The sequence below is a fragment of the Labrenzia sp. THAF187b genome, from assembly GCF_009363375.1.
Taxonomy (GTDB): Bacteria; Pseudomonadota; Alphaproteobacteria; order Rhizobiales; family Stappiaceae; genus Roseibium; species Roseibium algicola.
In genome coordinates this window covers 5,217,383-5,234,261 of sequence record NZ_CP045344.1, presented here as the reverse complement: position 1 = coordinate 5,234,261, position 16,879 = coordinate 5,217,383, and the positions used below count along the sequence as shown (strand labels likewise).

Annotated in this window: 18 protein-coding genes; 10 read left to right on the top strand and 8 right to left on the bottom strand. The window is 58.5% G+C overall.

Features of this window, described 5'->3' with window-relative positions; all coding sequences use genetic code 11:
• The first annotated feature begins 179 nt into the window (after positions 1-179).
• The 4 genes from plsX (at position 180) to FIV03_RS24060 (ending at position 3,294) form a co-directional block, all read left to right on the top strand.
• Entirely contained in the window at positions 180-1,244 is a 1,065-nt protein-coding gene (plsX, locus tag FIV03_RS24075) for a phosphate acyltransferase PlsX (protein WP_152511264.1), read from the top strand.
• A complete protein-coding gene (locus FIV03_RS24070; protein ID WP_062489136.1) occupies positions 1,241-2,218 on the top strand; it encodes a beta-ketoacyl-ACP synthase III in 978 nt (325 codons plus the stop codon). Before plsX ends, FIV03_RS24070 begins: the two co-directional genes overlap by 4 nt.
• Positions 2,219-2,359: 141 nt before the next feature.
• The gene (locus tag FIV03_RS24065) at positions 2,360-2,674 is read left to right on the top strand and encodes an integration host factor subunit alpha (protein ID WP_023003819.1); all 315 of its coding nucleotides are present in this window, start codon (positions 2,360-2,362) and stop codon (positions 2,672-2,674) included.
• Between the two features lie 20 nt (positions 2,675-2,694).
• Positions 2,695-3,294, top strand: a complete 600-nt coding sequence (locus FIV03_RS24060; protein ID WP_152511263.1) for a MerR family transcriptional regulator — start codon at positions 2,695-2,697, stop codon at positions 3,292-3,294.
• A gap of 15 nt (positions 3,295-3,309) precedes the next feature.
• Here the strand turns inward: FIV03_RS24060 and FIV03_RS24055 are convergent, their stop codons facing one another.
• Positions 3,310-4,398 carry a hypothetical protein gene (locus FIV03_RS24055; protein WP_152511262.1) on the bottom strand — a complete coding sequence of 363 codons (1,089 nt, stop codon included), beginning with the start codon at positions 4,396-4,398 and terminating at the stop codon, positions 3,310-3,312.
• 102 nt (positions 4,399-4,500) lie between these two features.
• On the opposite strand from FIV03_RS24055, the gene FIV03_RS24050 reads away from it, so the two are divergent.
• Positions 4,501-4,695 (top strand): hypothetical protein, encoded by a 195-nt coding sequence (locus FIV03_RS24050; RefSeq protein ID WP_152511261.1) that lies wholly within the window; start codon positions 4,501-4,503, stop codon positions 4,693-4,695.
• Between the two features lie 100 nt (positions 4,696-4,795).
• On the opposite strand, the gene FIV03_RS24045 is transcribed toward FIV03_RS24050, so the two are convergent.
• Both FIV03_RS24045 and FIV03_RS24040 read right to left on the bottom strand, forming a co-directional pair.
• Complete coding sequence (locus FIV03_RS24045; protein ID WP_152511260.1) at positions 4,796-5,995, bottom strand: glycerophosphodiester phosphodiesterase family protein; 1,200 nt, start codon at positions 5,993-5,995, stop codon at positions 4,796-4,798.
• Between the two features lie 78 nt (positions 5,996-6,073).
• A complete protein-coding gene (locus FIV03_RS24040) occupies positions 6,074-7,309 on the bottom strand; it encodes a cytochrome P450 (RefSeq protein ID WP_152511259.1) in 1,236 nt (411 codons plus the stop codon).
• 277 nt (positions 7,310-7,586) lie between these two features.
• Here FIV03_RS24040 and FIV03_RS24035 point away from each other — a divergent pair, with 277 nt between their 5' ends.
• Positions 7,587-7,775, top strand: a complete 189-nt coding sequence (locus FIV03_RS24035) for a hypothetical protein (protein ID WP_031270652.1) — start codon at positions 7,587-7,589, stop codon at positions 7,773-7,775.
• A gap of 165 nt (positions 7,776-7,940) precedes the next feature.
• Positions 7,941-9,014, top strand: a complete 1,074-nt coding sequence (locus FIV03_RS24030) for a DUF389 domain-containing protein (RefSeq protein WP_152511258.1) — start codon at positions 7,941-7,943, stop codon at positions 9,012-9,014.
• 67 nt (positions 9,015-9,081) lie between these two features.
• Here the strand turns inward: FIV03_RS24030 and FIV03_RS24025 are convergent, their stop codons facing one another.
• The 5 genes from FIV03_RS24025 to FIV03_RS24005 are packed head-to-tail and all read right to left on the bottom strand — an operon-like array spanning position 9,082 to position 13,180.
• Positions 9,082-9,588, bottom strand: a complete 507-nt coding sequence (locus FIV03_RS24025) for a GAF domain-containing protein (protein ID WP_152511257.1) — start codon at positions 9,586-9,588, stop codon at positions 9,082-9,084.
• Positions 9,589-9,619: 31 nt separating this feature from the next.
• The gene (locus FIV03_RS24020; RefSeq protein ID WP_152511256.1) at positions 9,620-10,372 is read right to left on the bottom strand and encodes an ABC transporter ATP-binding protein; all 753 of its coding nucleotides are present in this window, start codon (positions 10,370-10,372) and stop codon (positions 9,620-9,622) included.
• The gene (locus FIV03_RS24015; RefSeq protein WP_152511255.1) at positions 10,369-11,214 is read right to left on the bottom strand and encodes an ABC transporter ATP-binding protein; all 846 of its coding nucleotides are present in this window, start codon (positions 11,212-11,214) and stop codon (positions 10,369-10,371) included. Before FIV03_RS24015 ends, FIV03_RS24020 begins: the two co-directional genes overlap by 4 nt.
• On the bottom strand, positions 11,211-12,107 hold the full coding sequence (locus FIV03_RS24010; RefSeq protein ID WP_023003829.1) for an ABC transporter permease: 897 nt from the start codon (positions 12,105-12,107) through the stop codon (positions 11,211-11,213). The genes FIV03_RS24015 and FIV03_RS24010 overlap by 4 nt, the downstream gene beginning before the upstream one ends.
• Positions 12,104-13,180, bottom strand: coding sequence for an ABC transporter permease (locus FIV03_RS24005; RefSeq protein WP_152511254.1), 1,077 nt, complete (start codon positions 13,178-13,180; stop codon positions 12,104-12,106). Before FIV03_RS24005 ends, FIV03_RS24010 begins: the two co-directional genes overlap by 4 nt.
• A 223-nt stretch (positions 13,181-13,403) precedes the next feature.
• Here FIV03_RS24005 and FIV03_RS24000 point away from each other — a divergent pair, with 223 nt between their 5' ends.
• The 3 genes from FIV03_RS24000 (at position 13,404) to FIV03_RS23990 (ending at position 16,871) form a co-directional block, all read left to right on the top strand.
• The gene (locus FIV03_RS24000) at positions 13,404-14,072 is read left to right on the top strand and encodes a cupin domain-containing protein (RefSeq protein WP_152511253.1); all 669 of its coding nucleotides are present in this window, start codon (positions 13,404-13,406) and stop codon (positions 14,070-14,072) included.
• 25 nt (positions 14,073-14,097) lie between these two features.
• Positions 14,098-15,684 carry an ABC transporter substrate-binding protein gene (locus FIV03_RS23995; RefSeq protein WP_077290250.1) on the top strand — a complete coding sequence of 529 codons (1,587 nt, stop codon included), beginning with the start codon at positions 14,098-14,100 and terminating at the stop codon, positions 15,682-15,684.
• 92 nt (positions 15,685-15,776) lie between these two features.
• Positions 15,777-16,871: a M24 family metallopeptidase gene (locus tag FIV03_RS23990; RefSeq protein WP_152511252.1), complete on the top strand. Its 1,095-nt coding sequence runs from the start codon at positions 15,777-15,779 to the stop codon at positions 16,869-16,871.
• Positions 16,872-16,879: the final 8 nt, after the last annotated feature.

Here is a 16,879-nt window from a genome sequence, read left to right as displayed (position 1 = left end):
GCTGGGTCTTCATGCAGGTTTTCAACGTCAGAACTCTCCGCGATCAGGAAAACGGTTGTCAGTCTTGCCAAAACCGTTATGTTCGCGCCCGTTCTAGGCCCTTGCCGGACCTGCAGGACTTTGTCTGGAAGCACCACTCGGTGCTGTTCTTGGTAGCGAAACGTCAAAAGACCTTCTAGATGGCGAAAACTATTCCGATTTCTCTGGATGCCATGGGCGGCGATCATGGGGCTGACGTCGTCATTCCCGGGGCGGAAATTGCGCTTGTCCGCCATCCTGACATCCGTTTCCTGCTGTTCGGCAATGAAAAGGTCGTGCTGCCGCTCCTGGAAAAGTATCCAAGGGTTCGCGACGCTTCGACGTTCCATCATTGCGACGTCTCCATTGCGATGGACACCAAACCCAGCCAGGCCCTGCGTCAGGGCCGCTGGCGCTCGTCCATGTGGCGGTCCATCGAGGCGGTAAAGACAGGCGATGCATCCGTTGCGGTCTCTGCCGGCAACACGGGCGCACTCATGGCCATGTCCAAGTTCTGCCTGCGGACAATGGCCAATATCGAACGTCCGGCGATCGCGGCCATCTGGCCGACCATGCGCGGCGAGTCCGTGGTGCTTGATGTCGGCGCAACGATTGGCGCCGACGCACAGCAGCTTATCGATTTCGCCATTCTCGGTGGCGCCATGGCGCGGGCCCTGTTCGGTGTCCAGAAGCCGAGCATCGGCCTGCTGAATATCGGCGTGGAAGAGGTCAAGGGACTGGAAGAGGTTCGCACCGCCGGCCGGCTTCTGCGCGAAACGCCGCTGCGCTCGCTGCATTACGCCGGTTTCGTCGAGGGTGACGACCTTGGCAAAGGCACGGTCGATGTCGTCGTGACCGAAGGCTTTGCCGGTAACATCGCGCTCAAAACCGCGGAAGGCACAGCCAAGCAGATCGGCAGTTACTTGCGTTCGGCCATGAATCGGACCTTTATGTCCAAAATCGGCTATCTCTTCGCCAAAGGCGCCTTTGATCTGCTGCGCGAGAAAATGGATCCGCGCAAGGTCAACGGCGGCGTGTTCCTGGGACTGAATGGCATTGTGATCAAGAGTCACGGCGGGACGGATGCCGAGGGCTATGCCTCGGCGATCGACCTTGCCTACGACATGGTCAAAAACGAACTGACACACAAGATCGCCCAGGATCTTGTGCATTATCATCGTGGCCGCTTCGCTGAAGCCGCGCCGACATCGGAAGGTGATTTGTGAGCGTAATCCGTTCGACCGTAACCGGCTGCGGAAGTTTCCTGCCGGAAAAAATCCTGACCAACGACGATCTCTCCAAGATGGTCGACACGTCTGACGAATGGATCGTTCAGCGCACCGGCATCCAGCAGCGCCATGTTGCTGCCGAAGGCCAGATGACCTCGGATCTTGCTCTGGAAGCTGCCAAGCGGGCGCTGCAAAGCGCCGGCCGGGATGCTCAGGAGATCGACACAATCATTCTGGCAACCGCCACACCGGACAACACCTTTCCGGCAACGGCTGTCACCGTCCAGGCCAACCTGGGCATCTATCACGGTGCCGCATTCGATGTGCACGCCGTTTGCTCGGGCTTTGTCTATGCCCTGACGACGGCCGATGCCTATATTCGGGCAGGCTTGGCGAAGCGCTGCCTTGTTATCGGTGCAGAGACGTTCTCACGAATTCTGGACTGGACCGACCGGACGACCTGCGTTCTCTTCGGCGACGGCGCTGGCGCTGTCGTGGTGGAAGCAGCGGAAGGCGAAGGCACGACGGCTGACCGGGGTGTCCTCACATCGCACCTTCGCTCCGACGGCCGACACAAGGAAAAGCTCTTCGTCGACGGTGGACCGTCCTCCACTGGTACCGTTGGGCATCTCCGGATGGAAGGCCGTGAAGTCTACAAACATGCGGTCGGCATGATCACCGACGTGATTGAAGATGCCTACAAGGCAACGGGGACCACATCGGAAGATCTCGACTGGTTCATTCCGCATCAGGCCAACAAGCGCATCATCGATGCCAGCGCCAAGAAACTCGGTATCGCTCCCGAGAAGGTCGTGACCACGGTCCAGCATCACGGCAACACCTCTGCCGCCTCCATTCCGCTTGCGCTGGATACGGCCGTCAGGGACGGACGTGTCAAAAAGAACGATCTCGTGATGCTGGAAGCAATGGGGGGCGGATTCACCTGGGGCTCCGTTCTGCTGCGCTGGTAAGTCCTGTCTAACTTCCTACGACAAATCTGATTTCCACCAAGAGTTCCGGTTGACCGGCTCGCCGCAAGGCCGTACCGTATGGCCTTGCATCGGAGTTCTTGTGCAAAATCAGCCAGATGATGGCGTCGTTGAGGAGGGGTTATGGGCAATCGGACTATTACCCGCGCTGATCTGTGTGAGGCCGTTTATCAGAAAGTTGGTCTGTCCCGGACCGAGTCTTCTGAATTGGTCGAACGCGTACTTTCTGAAATTTCCGACTGTCTTGTGACCGGAGAATCAGTAAAATTATCAAGCTTCGGGTCTTTCGTGGTCCGCTCCAAGGGGGAGCGCATCGGCCGCAATCCGAAGACCGGCGAGGAAGTACCTATTTCACCGCGCCGGGTGATGGTGTTCAAACCGTCTAACGTATTGAAACAGCGGATCAATGATGCGCTGACAGGACAGGCCAGCAAATAGCCAGAAAATTATAAGACCGGATGAGCTCGCAGGAAAAAAGCCCCGACGCCTTTCGTACTATCAGCGAAGTCGCAGAAGATCTTGACCTGCCGCAGCACGTGCTGCGGTTCTGGGAAACACGCTTCTCGCAGATCAAGCCGCTGAAGCGTGGGGGAGGCCGCCGGTACTACCGGCCGGACGATGTCGAGCTTCTGAAGGGCATTCGTCATCTGCTCTACGGTGAAGGCTACACGATCAAGGGTGTACAGCGGATCCTGAAAGAACAGGGGCCACGCTTCGTCATGCAGATCCGGCATGAAGACATGTCGGCCCTGCAGGCCGTTGCCTCTGCAGAGCCGGTACAGGCGGAACCTGCGCCTGTCCCTGCGATGATTTCCCAGAATGGCCAGCATGAAAGCCATAACGGCCCGTTGCCAAGCGGCGTTCTGGCGGACAATGCACCGGAACCGGCACCAGCCCAGGGGCATGGGCATTTCAGTATTCTTGGTCGCCTGCGCGGCGAGAAACCGGCTCAGGGTGCGGGATCCCATTCGTCCGTGACGAAGGAGGATATCCGCCGCCTGCAGGCAACCCTCTTTGAGTTGCTGGAATGCAAGCGAACGCTGGATCAGGCACGCTGACCTTCATACCAGGCCTTACTGGTCTGCCTTGCGTTTGAAAAGTTTCGCCAGGAAGCCAGGTTTTTTGCCGGCCTTTTCCGAAGTTTCGTTCGAAACCTGAGCCTGCTTGACGAAGTCTCGCAGTTCGGCAACCGACATCCTTTTTGATGAGGGAGAAGTCTTTCCAGCAATGCGGGTGTCATCCAGCTGTCGGGCTGCGGTGGCGATCGTCCGATGAACGTGCGATGCAGTTGATGGTGAAACGGCGGAAGCAGTTTCAGGGTAAGCTGGTATAGCTGACTGATCTGGCCGGTCCAGTGCCGACATCTCCTGCTCGAAAGCCTCTTCGCTCCGAACTTCTGGAGGCGCATGAGAGGGAGACTCTCCCTTCAGTTCCTGTAAACGTTCCAGGATGGCCGCGTCCACGGGGTCGTGCGGGTCCAGCTCTGTGTCCTCGCTCCCGTCCGAATAACTCCCGGTTTCATTCAGGTCTTCATCGTAGCGAACGTATTTTGTCGGCACATCTTCACGGAGGATGCCGAATTTGGGATTGTGGACGACCTTGAGTTCAATCGTACCCAACCCGTCATCGTCTTCCTCATGGTAGATCACCTGGATCTTTTCGTTTTCCTCACGGCCAAAAACGTCTCCATCATCGATCAGGCGACTACTCTTGTTCGTGAACTTTGAAAACGCGACGAGGATCTCGGCAAGGTACTCTGGCGGCAACCTGCAGGGCAGCACTTCCACCCTGTACCCGGTTAGCCACTGGGAGCCGATCCCCATCATGCCGATCAATTGCTCGCCGGTTGCGGGATCCTGTTGTCCGTAAGGATTGGGCAAGAGGTACAGGTCGTCGTGGTTTGAGGCGCGAGCCAGCGCCGAGAAGGCATCCGGCTTCAGCAGGAAGCAGCTTGGAGCCCAAAAGACGGCGTCCGGCCGTGATCTTTCCACGATGATCGCCGTGATCAACCTTGCGATCTCCATGGCTTGCAAGGTTTCCTCAGCCTCGCAGAAGGCCAGACTTTCCACTCCGGAAAGTGTCTTCAGGTTCTCTGGCAGCGAATCCGTGGGGATGAGGCTTTTTCTGACCGAAATCTGCGTGCAGGCCGCGATCTCGTTCAAAAGGTCGGCCGCTTCCGGAAAAGCGGTCCTAGCATAGACCGTTTCAAGCGCAGCATCTATCAGCGGCGTGTGTTCGAAGAGGCCTGTCTGTGTGACAAGAACATGGAACTTACCGCACAGAAAACGCTTGTTGACCTCGTCGGACGTGTTCAACAGCTGGCAGGCGCTGCGCGGAACGCCCGCCTTTTCCGCGACAGCTACAATGACAGCCATGATCGCTTCTCCGTCAAGCGGCTGATAGCGCTTGTAGAGGATCTGGGAATCGACGCTTGGAAGCGGATGCGTTTTCAACGGTAAGACCACACCTGATTTGCGGAACAATGCGGGAGGTTAGGCAATTTTGGTGAAAAAGGCCTTATCGCCTCTCACCTTGGTTGCCAAAACCGGCTCCTGCACGTCACTCCAGTCCGAGGCAGGAGGCATAAAAGCTCGTGGTTGCCGGCCAGTCCGAAAAGATGCCCTTGACGCCAACCTGGCGCGCCAGAACATCCACAACCTCATAAAGCTTGCCGTCGCCGTCGATGGCATCGTTGACGGTCTGATAGTACCAGCCGCCGCCGGACGACAGCGGTCCCGACCTTTCAAGCGTCCAGGCAATCAGCTCGATACCGGCTTCCTTTGCTGCAATCGCATAAGCCGACGGAACGATCTTGCCGTCTTCCTCAGCAAGAAGGACAAACAGCGGCGGCGCGAGGTAGTTGACGCCCATAGCCTTCAGTTCGGTCATGGAAGGGGAGAATGTTTCCGGATCCATGGGATCGACATCGCGGCGGCTTTCAAGGAAGACTGCCTGCTTGCCGAAGTCCGGTTCGTTTTCGATCCAGTAGAGCACGTCATCAAGGTTGAAGGATTGCGGATAGACGTCTTCTGCCGGAATGCCTGCCGCCTTATATTCGTCAATCAGTTTCTGGGCGTAGTCGGCCTGGGTAAAGCCATCAAATGGCATCTCGACTTCAGGGGCCTTCAACTCCGGAGTGAATTTCACGCCGAGGTCTTTGAAGAGGCGGATCGAGGCATCGTGTGTCAGCAGCGTTCCCGTGCCCGCGTAGAGGTCCGTGCGCCAGGGAGCGGTTCCATTCTGGTAAGCTTCAGGCGTTGTCGCCGTTTTGTCTGCGCTGTCCATCTTGCCCTGCAAAGACGAGAATTCCGCCAGGGTCAGATCACTCGTCCGGCATTCGGCCGCAGCCGGCGTCTCACCTGAAGCCGGAGTGAAGCCAGTGGTACATTTACCGGCGAGATCGGTCGTCAGAATATTCGTGGTCGTGTGCAGATCGTTCTGGGAATGCCGGCACACCAGCTCCTTGTCCTTGGTAAAGGTGACGTCGCATTCCAGGATGCCCGCTCCCATGAGTGCCGCGGCCCGGTAGCCTTCCTCCGTGTGCTCTGGAAACTGCAAGGGGGCACCACGATGGCTGATGGAAAACAGAGTGCGTTTTGCCGGCTTGCCGATACATGCTTCCAAGGTGTCCTTCAGTTGGCCGTCAGCCATCTGGGACACAAGGTAGGCGGGGCGGGGCCCAAGCTCGACAGTGCCTGCTTGTGCAGGCAAGACGGCACACAGCCCGGTCAGGCAAAGAACAACTTGTTTGAGGTGCATGAGGTATCCAATGGCTTTCGTGGCAAGAAGGGCAATAATTAGCGGCACGCATGCTGGGAGCAAGTGCAATAGCTGCAACTAGGCAGGTTGCCAGGCAAGTCTGAGTGCTTCCGGGCCTCTTACGGACAGGCCACGCTTGTAGGTGACGTTGTCGTCAACCATCTCAATCGTGCTGAACCTTTTCAGCAGTGTTGAAAAGATGATGTCCATGTCCAGACGTGCAAGATGATTGCCGAGGCAGAAATGTGCGCCCCGGCCAAAGGCAATGTGCCAATTCGGCGTTCGGCCTACATCGAAGCGGTCAGCGTCGGGAAATTGGCCCGGGTCGCGGTTGGCTGCTCCATAGAGGACGCCGAACTTCGTCCCGCGCGGATACGTGTCGCCGCAAACCGTCATGTCCTCAGTGGAATAGCGGTGGAAGAACGGCAAGGGAGATTCATAGCGGAACATTTCCTGCACGGCCGTTTTCATCTGCGACGGATCTTCATGCAGACGCTGCAGCTCATTCGGAAACTTCAGCAGCGCATGCATGCCACTGCCGAGAACGTCGATGGTTGAACCGTGACCGGCCATCAGGATCAGCATGGCGGTCGAGATGAATTCGTCCTCGTTCATCTGGCCGGCCCGTTCAGCCTCGATCATGAGCGACAGAAGGTCCTCCTGTGGTGCGCGTTCGCGCGCTGCCTTCAGCGTTTGCAGATATTGATAGAATTCGGTCGTGTTGCGTTCAGCCAGTTCCTTGCGCTCGTCTGTCCGGTCGATATCGAAGTACTGAACAATGTTTTCCGACCAGATGCGCAGCTGCGGGCAGTCCTCATCGGGAACGCCGAGAACGCGGCCGATGATGTGACCTGGAACATGGGCAGCCAGATCTTCGATAAAGTCGATTTCGGAGCGGTCTGACAGACTGTCGAAAAGGCGGTCGACATAGGCCTGTATGTTATCGCGCAGCTTGCCGACCATCACCGGCGTGAACAGTCTGAACACCTGCTTGCGCAGCCGGTCGTGAATGTCCCCGTCGCTGTCCAGCAGAGAGAACTGAACGAACCGGGAATGATGCGGCATGTCGTGCCAGTTCTGGGCACGTTTCATGTCCGCGATTTCTTCCGCGCTCGCGATGTGGTCCATGGATCGCACCATCTTGCCGTTCTGCACGATTTCCGAAACGTCATCGAACTTCGCTGCCAGCCAGATATCGAAATCCTCGAAGTAAGTCAGACCCTTGCGTTCACGCAGTGCGGCGTAGAACGGGTAGGGGTCTTGTGCAAAGGCATCGGACAAAGGCGCGAAGGAAAGGTCTGTGGACGGGCTCATGAAGGGCTCTTGAGGTCGGGTTGGATGGGGTAGAATTGTGATTCTTGGCAGGGTCGAAGATTTGGCTGGCCAAGTGCAAGCGAAAAGCGGGAGCTATGGGCCATTTTTGACGTGTTTGGGCGAGTTATCCCAAGCCAGGCCTTCAGCTCTTGGGGATTGTGAGGAAATGACATTTCTGACGATATCGGCAGAGGTTTGGAAATCTTAACAATTCCCAAACGCGGGCTGGGAGGCCTGCTTGCACAGACCAGCAGAACCGTGAGTGCGTGAGGCCGAAATGCGTGTGCCAAAGGCTTTCAGTGACGAGTACCAGACCTTCTTGCGGGAGACGGGCTTGGACAACCCCAATCCGCAAGCCCTCCTCATGGAACTTGCCTCGCTCTCCATGGAAGTCTACCTGAAGGAAATTGCCTGGCTTTCCGAGTTCATCGGCAAGATCGAGCGCGCGAAAAAGGCTGCGGCCTGACGGTAAGCTTTTGACTGGATTGCGTCATTTCTGGCGGAAGAAATGTTTCCCTGGAATTTGGTGTCGTGCCTATCGACGATTGTGAGCCAAGCCGTTGCAATTGAGATGACGAACGCCGCGACGTGAAGCATACTCGGACGATATAACGTCCGGAGCAGCTGTATCATGTCCATCAGTCAGTTCTCCACCACCAAGGAAATTCTGAGGTTCGAGGGCGCCGACAAGGCTGCCTATTGGCGCAAGTTCGCTTTGCTGCTGTCACTTGCCGTGATCATCGCGACGATGGGCCTGCTGCGAAACTCGGGCGCTGTCGTGATTGCGGCCATGCTGGTGGCCCCGCTTATGACCCCCATCCTGGGCATCGCCTCATCGATCGTGATGGGATGGGTTGGCAGGGCGCTCGTCCTGATGCTGACTGTCTGGATCGCCGCCGGCTGCAGTATCGTGATCTCGTGGCTGATTGTCTGGATAGCGGATGCGCCTTCAACGCTGCTGCTGCCGGATGAAGTCCTCAGCCGGAGCAATCCCGGGGCGGAAGACATGGTCGTTGCGCTCGCCGCGGGCATTGCCGGTGCCTATGTGCAGATCAGGAAATCGGAAATCAGCCTTTTGCCTGGAGCAGCCATCGGCGTGTCCCTGGTTCCGCCGCTCGCGGCAGCAGGGATCCTGTTGTACTTCGGAGAACAGGAGGCGGCCTATGAGGCCACATTGCTCTTTGCCACCAATTTCGGGGCGATCATCTTCTCTGCAAGCCTGGTCTACATCATCCTGGGCCCACGGGAGCGGCTCTTCCGCAAAGCGCATCGGGGCGTCAAGTTCACGCTCGGCATGACGGTCACGCTTGCCTTCCTGTCGGTCGTTCTGGTCCAGCTTCTGGCGGCAACCTACCTGCGCTACATCGAAACCGGGACAGAGGCCGTTCTGGCACAGCGCACCAAGGAGTGGGCGGGGAACACGCCTGTCGAGATCATAAGGGTCGACGTTCACGCCCGCACCAAGATTGCGGAAATCTGGGTACTTCTCGACCTGCCATCGGACGCGCAGTACAAGATCGGCTCACTCGACGATTTTCTGCCGGCCGCGATGAAGGAACATCCGTTCAGAGAGGCTGCCCGTGAAGTTCTGGGAGAGGATTACAAGGTGGTCGTCAGATACCAGACACGCATTGCCTGGCTTGTGGATCTTGCCACGGAAACGATCGATGTAGCTCCTTCTGTCGATACCGTGAGGGAGGACTGACAGGTCAGGCAAAAACAAACCCCGCCAGAACGGCGGGGTTATGAGAGACTGCGTGTGCTATTTGGTCCTAGAGGGCGGTCGACAGTGAGCGGCTTGCCAGATAGGCGGCCTTGGCCGGAACCGAAAGCCAGGCCTGCGCCTGAGCGATGCGTTCCGGCGTGTAGTGATGCTCTTCGTGAAGCATGTTGACGGTTCCGACCAGCGTATCGCCGAGAACAACGGGCAGGTTGATGACGGAGCCGCAGCCAAGCCGGCCTATCAGCTCGTAATCGGGAAAGACGGTCGCAATATCGGCAAGCGTGTTTGCGACAAAGCTTTTCCGGTCCTTGTGTACGGTTTCAAACCAGCGGTCAAAAGTGATCGGTTTGGTACCGGAGACCGGGTAGTCTTCCGGATGCGAAGTGTAGGAGCGCTGCGCCAGCTCGGTTTTCATGTCGGCTGTCATGAAGGTGAACAGCTTCACGCCAATGGTTTCCTGCGTCAGCTTCAGAAGGGCATCAAAAGGCGCATCCGGTGTGGTCGCGGTGGAAAGGGCATGGTCAAACGTGGCCAAAGGGCCGGTGAAATCGGTCATGTATCGAAATCTCGAGCAATTCTGGTTGACGTTAGGCAGGGTGCAAGATGCCGCCACTGGCGGCATAGAGTTCGCGGGAATAAGGATCTGAGAGCTGACCCGACTTGAGAGCGTCGACACCGGCAATTTCCACCACGCGGCCATAGCGCATGACGGCCAGGCGGTTGCACAGGAACGAGACAACCGGAAGGTTATGCGTGACCATCAGATAGGTCAGCCCCTGTTCCCGTCGCAGCTTTTTCAGAAGGTTCAGGATTTCCGCCTGTACCGAAACGTCCAGTGCGGACGTTGGCTCGTCCAGTAGTAGAACGCGTGGTTCCAGCATCAACGCGCGAGCGATCGCGACCCTCTGGCGCTGACCACCGGAAAGCTGATGCGGAAAGCGGAAGCGGAATCGCTGGTCCAGACCGACGGCGGCAAGCATGTCTTTCACGCGGCCGTCCCGACCGCCAATACCATGAATGGCGAGCGGCTCTGCAAGGCAGGTATCGATGGTCTTGCGTGGATGAAGCGAGCCGTAAGGGTCCTGGAACACCATCTGGCAGGTTTCCGCAAAGGTCCTGTCCGGTGAATGTCCGCGAGGTTTTCCTTCAACGGCTATGGTGCCGTTCCAGTCCGGCGCCAGTCCGGAGATTGCCTTCAGGATTGTCGATTTGCCAGAGCCGGATTCCCCGACCAGCGCAAAACTTTCCCCTTCAGCAACATCGAAGGTGACGTCGTGAACGACAGCCGTGTCACCATAGCTGATGGTGAGGTTTTCAAGATGGATGGCGGCGTCGGTCATGTTCCGGCTCCCGTGGTCCAGGTACTGCGGTCGAGAACGGGCAGCTCATCACGGTCTTCATTCATGCGCGGCATCGCGGCAATCAGGCCACGGGTGTAGGGATGCTGCGCGTTGTGCAGATCGCTCGCCTTGCACTGCTCGACGATCTCGCCGCTATTCATCACCAGGATGCGGTCGCAATAGCGGGACACCAGGTTGAGGTCATGACTGATCAGGATCAGACCCATGCCCTTGCCGGTGACCAGATCGTCGATAATGTCCAGGACCTGTGCCTGCACGGAAACATCAAGCGCGGAGGTTGGTTCATCTGCGATCAGGAGATCAGGTTCCGGGATCAGCATCATGGCGATCATGATGCGCTGGCCCATGCCGCCGGAAACCTCGTGCGGATAAAGACCCGCAACCCGTGCCGGATCGTTGATGCGCACAGCTTCCAGCATGGCGAGCACCCGTTCCTTCAGTTCCCGGCGTGGCAGCTTCTTGTGGGTGACGAGGGCTTCGGCAATCTGCTCGCCTACGGTCATCACCGGGTTGAGCGAGAATTTGGGGTCCTGCATGACCATGGAAATGCGGGCGCCGCGCAGATCGCGCATCTGGCGTTCACTTCGGCTGAGGAGGTCCATGCCGTCAAAGGCCATGCGCCGGGCGGTGACCTTGCCGGGTTTCCGGATCAGGCGCAGGATCGACCGGCCGGTCATGGATTTGCCGGAACCGGATTCGCCGACAATTCCGAGCCGTTCCCGCCCAAGCGTGAACGAAATGCCCTTGACGACATCCACCGGGCCACGGGCCGTCGGGAAGGTGACGGTGAGGCCGTCAACCTCGAGAAGCGGGGCGCTCATTGCTTGTCTCCCTGCTTGGGATCGAGCACGTCGCGCAGGCCGTCACCGAGGAAACAGAAACCGAGGCTCACCAGGATGATGGCAAAGCCCGGCATGGTGGCGACCCACCACTGATCGAGAATGAAATTCCGTCCGCGCGAGATCATCGCCCCCCATTCCGGCAGAGGCGGCTGGGCGCCGAGACCGAGAAAGCCGAGACCGGCGGCCGTCAGGATGATGCCGGCCATATCCAGTGTCACGCGAATGATCGTGGAAGAAGCGCAAAGCGGCAGAACGTGACGGAGGATAACGCGGGCGGAAGACGCACCCTGCAGACGCACCGCCGCGATGAACTCTGCATCGCGGAAGGTAATCGTTTCCGCACGGGCGATACGCGCATAGGCGGGCCAGGCGGTGATCGCAATAGCGATGATGGCATTCTCGATGCCGGGTCCGAGGGCCGCCACAAAGGCAAGCGCGAGGATCAGTTTCGGCATGGACAGGAAGATATCCGTCACGCCCATCAGCACCCTATCGGTCCAGCCGCCAAAATATCCGGAGACCGCGCCGACGATGAGGCCGATTGGAGCGGCGATGACGGCCACCATGGTAACGATCATCAGCGTGATGCGCGCACCGTAGACAACGCGGGAGTAGATGTCCCGGCCAAGCTCGTCGGTTCCCATCCAGTGGGCCGCGGACGGCGGCATCAGGCGATTTGCGAGATCCTGGCCGATGGGAGAATAAGGGGCGATCAGCGGAGCGAAGATCGCCATCACGATCAGGACCAGGATGATGAAGCCGCCTACCACGGCAAGCGGATTGCGCAGGAGCGCTGCAAAGACACGCCAGGCGCGGCCAAGATTGGCCTGCAGGCGCGAGGCGGGGCTATCGTCGAGAAGCCAGTCGATCATTTGCGGGCCCTCGGATCGAGAATGCGGTAGAGCACGTCGGAAATCTTGTTGATGAGGATGAAGACGGCGCCGATGACGAGCGTCGCGCCCAGCACGGCGTTCATGTCGGCATTGAGAAGGGCACTGGTCAGGTAGTTGCCGATACCGGGCCAGGAGAACACGGTCTCGATCATCACGGAGCCTTCCAGAAGAGCGGCATAGGACAGGCCGATCACGGTGATTAACTGGATGCGGATCGGGTAGAACGCGTGGCGCCAGATGACGCGTCGCTCGGGCACACCTTTCACCCGCGCGGTCGTCACATACTCGTGGCCAAGCTGATCCAGCATGAACGACCGGGTCATGCGGGCAATGTAGGCAAGACTGAAGAAACCGAGGATCGAAGCCGGCAGCATGAGGTGATCGAGCGCGTTCCAGAAGATGTCCCATTCGCCTGCGACAACACTGTCGATCAGGTAAAGCCCGGTTACGGGATCAACGATGCCGTCGTAGAAGATGTCGATACGGCCCGGACCGGCAACCCAGCCGAGGCCGGCGTAGAAGACCGCAAGACCAACCAGCCCAAGCCAGAAAGCGGGGACGGAATAGCCGAGAAGGCCGAGGACGCGGATCAACTGGTCGATCCAGGTTCCCTGGCGGGTGGCGGCCAATACGCCCATGGGTACGCCGAGCAGCACACCGATCAGGATGCCGATCGTGGCCATTTCCAGGGTGGCGGGGAAGAACCGCCCCAGGTCTTCAGCGACCGGCCGACCGGTGGAAATCGACATGCCGAGATTGCCGGTGAAGACGTCGCCCACGTAGGAGAAAAACTGGATGACCAGTGGCCTGTCCAGTCCCATCGCCTGACGGGCAGCTTCATAGACTTCGTTCGATGCCCTGTCGCCGACTACTGCCAGAACCGGATCGATCGGCACCACGCGGCCGATGAAAAACGTGATTGCAAGCAGGCCAAGGAACGTTCCGGCCGTTACAAGACAGAAGCGCAACAGCGCCGCCGCACTGCCCAGCAGTTGTCTCGTCAACAGGCCCTCTCGTGCGTCGGTTACGCTCTCGGAAGGCTCAAAAGACATGCCGGTAGCGGCTTGTCGCCGTTCCCTGTTCAACCGGATTCTTCAAGTCCGTTCTCCACACTCATGTGACTCAATTTCTGAATTAGAGTCTTCAGGTTGTTGTTTTTAAACAGCTTTCAGAAAGCGCTCGTAAGGCGCTTTTTTCAAAGCTGTCTAAAAAAGTTCTTGGAGCATACAAAAAAATCTGGTTACATCAAAAAAATTTTGATGGGAGTAAAAATCTTTGAGCAGTTCGACAGCACGCGCCGCTTCCGATGTCGATACAAAGGTTGGCGCGCTGATCCGTGCGCGGCGCCGGCAGCTGGGGTTCACCCTGCAACAGCTGAGCGACGCTTCGAACCTCTCGGTCGGGTATCTCAGTCAGGTCGAGCGCGATCACGCGACACCGACACTCGGATCTCTGGCGGGAATCGCCCGGGCACTCGGTGTCGGGCTGGATTATTTCGTGGCCCAGCCACGGGCCCAGGATGCTCTGACCCGTGCCGCCACCCGGCTCAATTTCTCCATTTCCGGTTCCGCCGTAAGCTATGAGCGGCTGGCAACCGAGTTTCCAGGCAATCAGCTTTCCTCGTTCATTCTCACCGTGCCGCCGGGATATGCCTCGGAAACGGTGAGCCACGAGGGAGAGGAGCTGATCTACATCCTGGAAGGGTCCATCACCCAGTACCTCGACGGGGAGGCGATGGTGATGACCGCTGGCGACAGCCTGCATTATCGGGGCAACACCCCGCATGCCTGGTCGAACCCGAACGATGCTCCGGCAAAGATTCTGTGGACCGGCACCCTCACGATTTTCAACGCCGGCGACGAGAAAACCAGCCGCATCGAGCTGGTGTCGCCTGACAAGAGCGCGGTGAAGCCGAGCCGCGCCAAAAACAAGAACAAATCCTAACCCCCTGACAGACGGAGACGAAGAAATGAAGCTTTTAAGGACCGCGCTTCTGGCGGCCGCCCTGGCAATGCCGATGGCAATGCCTGCCGGCGCCGCGACACCGGACAACATTCTGGTGGTGGCGCAGAACATCGACGATATCGTAGCGATCGATCCTGCCCAGGCTTACGAGTTTTCCTCCGGCGAGCTCGTGACCAATGTCTACGACCGCCTTGTGCAATATGACGCCGAAGACCCGACAGTTCTGGCACCGGGCCTTGCTGCCGAATGGCAGGCTGACGCAGATGCCAAGACCATCACCTTCACCCTGCGCGACGGTGCAACGTTCCATTCCGGCAATCCGGTCCGCGCTGAAGACGTGGTGTTCTCCTTTGCCCGTGTCATCAAGTTGAACCTCACCCCGGCCTTTATCCTTGCCCAGCTTGGCTGGACGGCGGAAAATGTCGAGGACATGGTCACGGCCGACGGCAACAAGGTCGTTGTCAAATACGAAGGAGACTTCTCTCCGGCGTTCGCCCTCAACGTCCTGGCTGCCCGCCCGGCTTCCATCGTCGACGAAAAGACGGTGATGGAGCACGAGGAAGATGGCGACATGGGCAACAAGTGGCTCAATGCCAATTCCGCCGGTTCCGGTCCGTTCGAACTGCAAACCTACCGCGCCGGCGAACTGGTGCGTTACAAGTCCAACGCCGACTACTTCAAGGGCGCGCCGAAGGTTGAAGGCGTGATCATCCGTCATGTGGCCGAAGCCGCAACCCAGCAGTTGCTGCTTCAGTCCGGTGATGTCGACATGGCCCGCAATCTGACGCCGGACCAGATTGCCGGCATGGAAGGCGACACCATCAAGGTGGAAACCTATCCGCAGGCAGCCGTGCACTTCCTGTCCTTCAACCAGAAGAAGGACGTGCTGCAGCCTGAAGCGGTGTGGGATGCTGCTCGTTACCTTGTCAACTACAAAGGCATGACCGACAGCTTCCTGAAAGGCCAGATGGAAATCCATCAGGCATTCTGGCCGAAGGGTTTCCCTGGATCCTACGACGAGACGCCTTACACCTACGACCCGGAAAAGGCGAAGCAGATCCTGGCGGATGCCGGCATCGAAACGCCGATCACGGTAACCCTCGACGTGATCAACTCCACCCCGTTCACGGACATGGCCCAGTCGCTGCAGGCAAGCTTTGCCGAAGCCGGCATCAACTTCGACATCATCCCGGGCACCGGTTCGCAGGTCATCACCAAATACCGCGAGCGCAGCCATGAAGCGATGTTGCTCTATTGGGGCCCGGACTTCATGGACCCGCACTCTAACGCGAAGGCCTTTGCCTATAACAGCGACAACTCCGACGACAACTACCAGGCAACCACCACGTGGCGGAATGCCTGGGCTGTTCCGGCCGAGATGAACGACATGACCAAGGCTGCCTTGGCCGAGAGCGATGCGGAAAAACGCAACGGGATGTATGTCGAACTGCAGAAGGAAGTTCAGGCCAAGTCGCCGATCGTGATCATGTTCCAGGCAGCCTATCAGGTCGCCATGGACCAGAAGGTCGAAGGTTACGTCAACGGTGCGACGTCCGACTTCGTCTACTATCGTCTGGTAACGAAAAACTGACGCCAGATATCAGGCCGTCCCGGTTTCCGGGGCGGCTTTTTTGTTTGCTGACACAGCACACCGACTGACCAACCCCTCCGGAGTTTCCTGAAATGTCTTCCCTTTCCGATCAGCGCCTTGCCGCTTTGCGCGAGCGGATGTCTGCGACCGGGACCGACCTTGTGGCCATCGGTCCGTCCAGTCACATGATGTATCTGGCTGGTCTCGACCCCCATGGCGACGAACGGCCGGTGATGCTTCTGGTTTCCAGGAGCCATGCGGGCTTTCTGATGCCGGCGCTCAATGTCGACAGCTCGCGCCAGAAGACGCACTTGCCCTTCTTCCCCTGGCGTGACGACGACGGACCGGATGCCGCGCTTGCCACATTGCTGGAAGCCTCCGGACTTCCGCAATCGCCAAGTGTCGTCATCGACGAAACCATGCGTGCCGATTTTGCGCTTCTGTTGCTGGACGCGCTCCCGGGGGCTTCGCGCCGGTTTACGGATGACACGGTCGGCTTCCTGCGCGCTCGAAAGGAAGAGGACGAATACCGCCGCCTAAAAGCCAGTGCCGTTCTGAACGACACTGCCGCCATGGCGGGCTTCGACGCCCTGACACCCGGCATCACGGAACTTGAGATCGCTGCCGTCATCCGGGACGTCTACAAGCAGGCAGGCGCGACCCCGGTTTTCACCTCGGTCTGTTTCGGTGGAAACGGCGCCTTTCCGCACCATCACACCGGCGAAACTCAGCTGAAATCCGGCGATGCCGTGCTGATCGACACAGGTGGCCGACTGGACGGTTACCCGTCCGACATGACCCGTGTTGGCTTCTTCGGAACGCCTACGGCGGAATTTGAGAAGGTCCACGCCATTGTCAACAAGGCTGTGGAAGCAGCGCTTGCCGCTGCAAAGCCTGGGGTCTTGGCAAAATCAATCGACAAGGCGGCTCGGGATGTCATTGCAGATGCGGGCTATGGTGACTTTTTCACACACCGGACCGGCCATGGCCTCGGAATAGACATACATGAACCGCCATATCTGACGGCGACCTCCGAAACCATACTGGACGAGGGCATGGTGTTCTCGATCGAACCAGGCATCTATCTCCCCGGCCAATTCGGCCTGCGTCTTGAGGAAATCGTCATCTTGCGGAAAGACGGCGCGGAAATCCTCTCCGACCTGCCGCGTTCGGCGGTTGTAAGGTGAGGGTACTC

What these genes read in the sequence shown, in the direction of transcription:
- plsX (WP_152511264.1), top strand. Translation starts at nt 180, where the DNA reads ATGGCGAAAACTATTCCGATTTCTCTGGATGCCATGGGCGGCGATCAT.
- FIV03_RS24035 (WP_031270652.1), top strand. Translation starts at nt 7,587, where the DNA reads ATGCGTGTGCCAAAGGCTTTCAGTGACGAGTACCAGACCTTCTTGCGG.
- FIV03_RS24015 (WP_152511255.1), bottom strand. Translation starts at nt 11,214, where the DNA reads ATGAGCGCCCCGCTTCTCGAGGTTGACGGCCTCACCGTCACCTTCCCG.
- FIV03_RS24020 (WP_152511256.1), bottom strand. Translation starts at nt 10,372, where the DNA reads ATGACCGACGCCGCCATCCATCTTGAAAACCTCACCATCAGCTATGGT.
- FIV03_RS24010 (WP_023003829.1), bottom strand. Translation starts at nt 12,107, where the DNA reads ATGATCGACTGGCTTCTCGACGATAGCCCCGCCTCGCGCCTGCAGGCC.
- FIV03_RS24050 (WP_152511261.1), top strand. Translation starts at nt 4,501, where the DNA reads ATGGAACTTACCGCACAGAAAACGCTTGTTGACCTCGTCGGACGTGTT.
- FIV03_RS23990 (WP_152511252.1), top strand. Translation starts at nt 15,777, where the DNA reads ATGTCTTCCCTTTCCGATCAGCGCCTTGCCGCTTTGCGCGAGCGGATG.
- FIV03_RS24065 (WP_023003819.1), top strand. Translation starts at nt 2,360, where the DNA reads ATGGGCAATCGGACTATTACCCGCGCTGATCTGTGTGAGGCCGTTTAT.
- FIV03_RS24025 (WP_152511257.1), bottom strand. Translation starts at nt 9,588, where the DNA reads ATGACCGATTTCACCGGCCCTTTGGCCACGTTTGACCATGCCCTTTCC.
- FIV03_RS23995 (WP_077290250.1), top strand. Translation starts at nt 14,098, where the DNA reads ATGAAGCTTTTAAGGACCGCGCTTCTGGCGGCCGCCCTGGCAATGCCG.
- FIV03_RS24005 (WP_152511254.1), bottom strand. Translation starts at nt 13,180, where the DNA reads ATGTCTTTTGAGCCTTCCGAGAGCGTAACCGACGCACGAGAGGGCCTG.
- FIV03_RS24060 (WP_152511263.1), top strand. Translation starts at nt 2,695, where the DNA reads ATGAGCTCGCAGGAAAAAAGCCCCGACGCCTTTCGTACTATCAGCGAA.
- FIV03_RS24030 (WP_152511258.1), top strand. Translation starts at nt 7,941, where the DNA reads ATGTCCATCAGTCAGTTCTCCACCACCAAGGAAATTCTGAGGTTCGAG.
- FIV03_RS24040 (WP_152511259.1), bottom strand. Translation starts at nt 7,309, where the DNA reads ATGAGCCCGTCCACAGACCTTTCCTTCGCGCCTTTGTCCGATGCCTTT.
- FIV03_RS24045 (WP_152511260.1), bottom strand. Translation starts at nt 5,995, where the DNA reads ATGCACCTCAAACAAGTTGTTCTTTGCCTGACCGGGCTGTGTGCCGTC.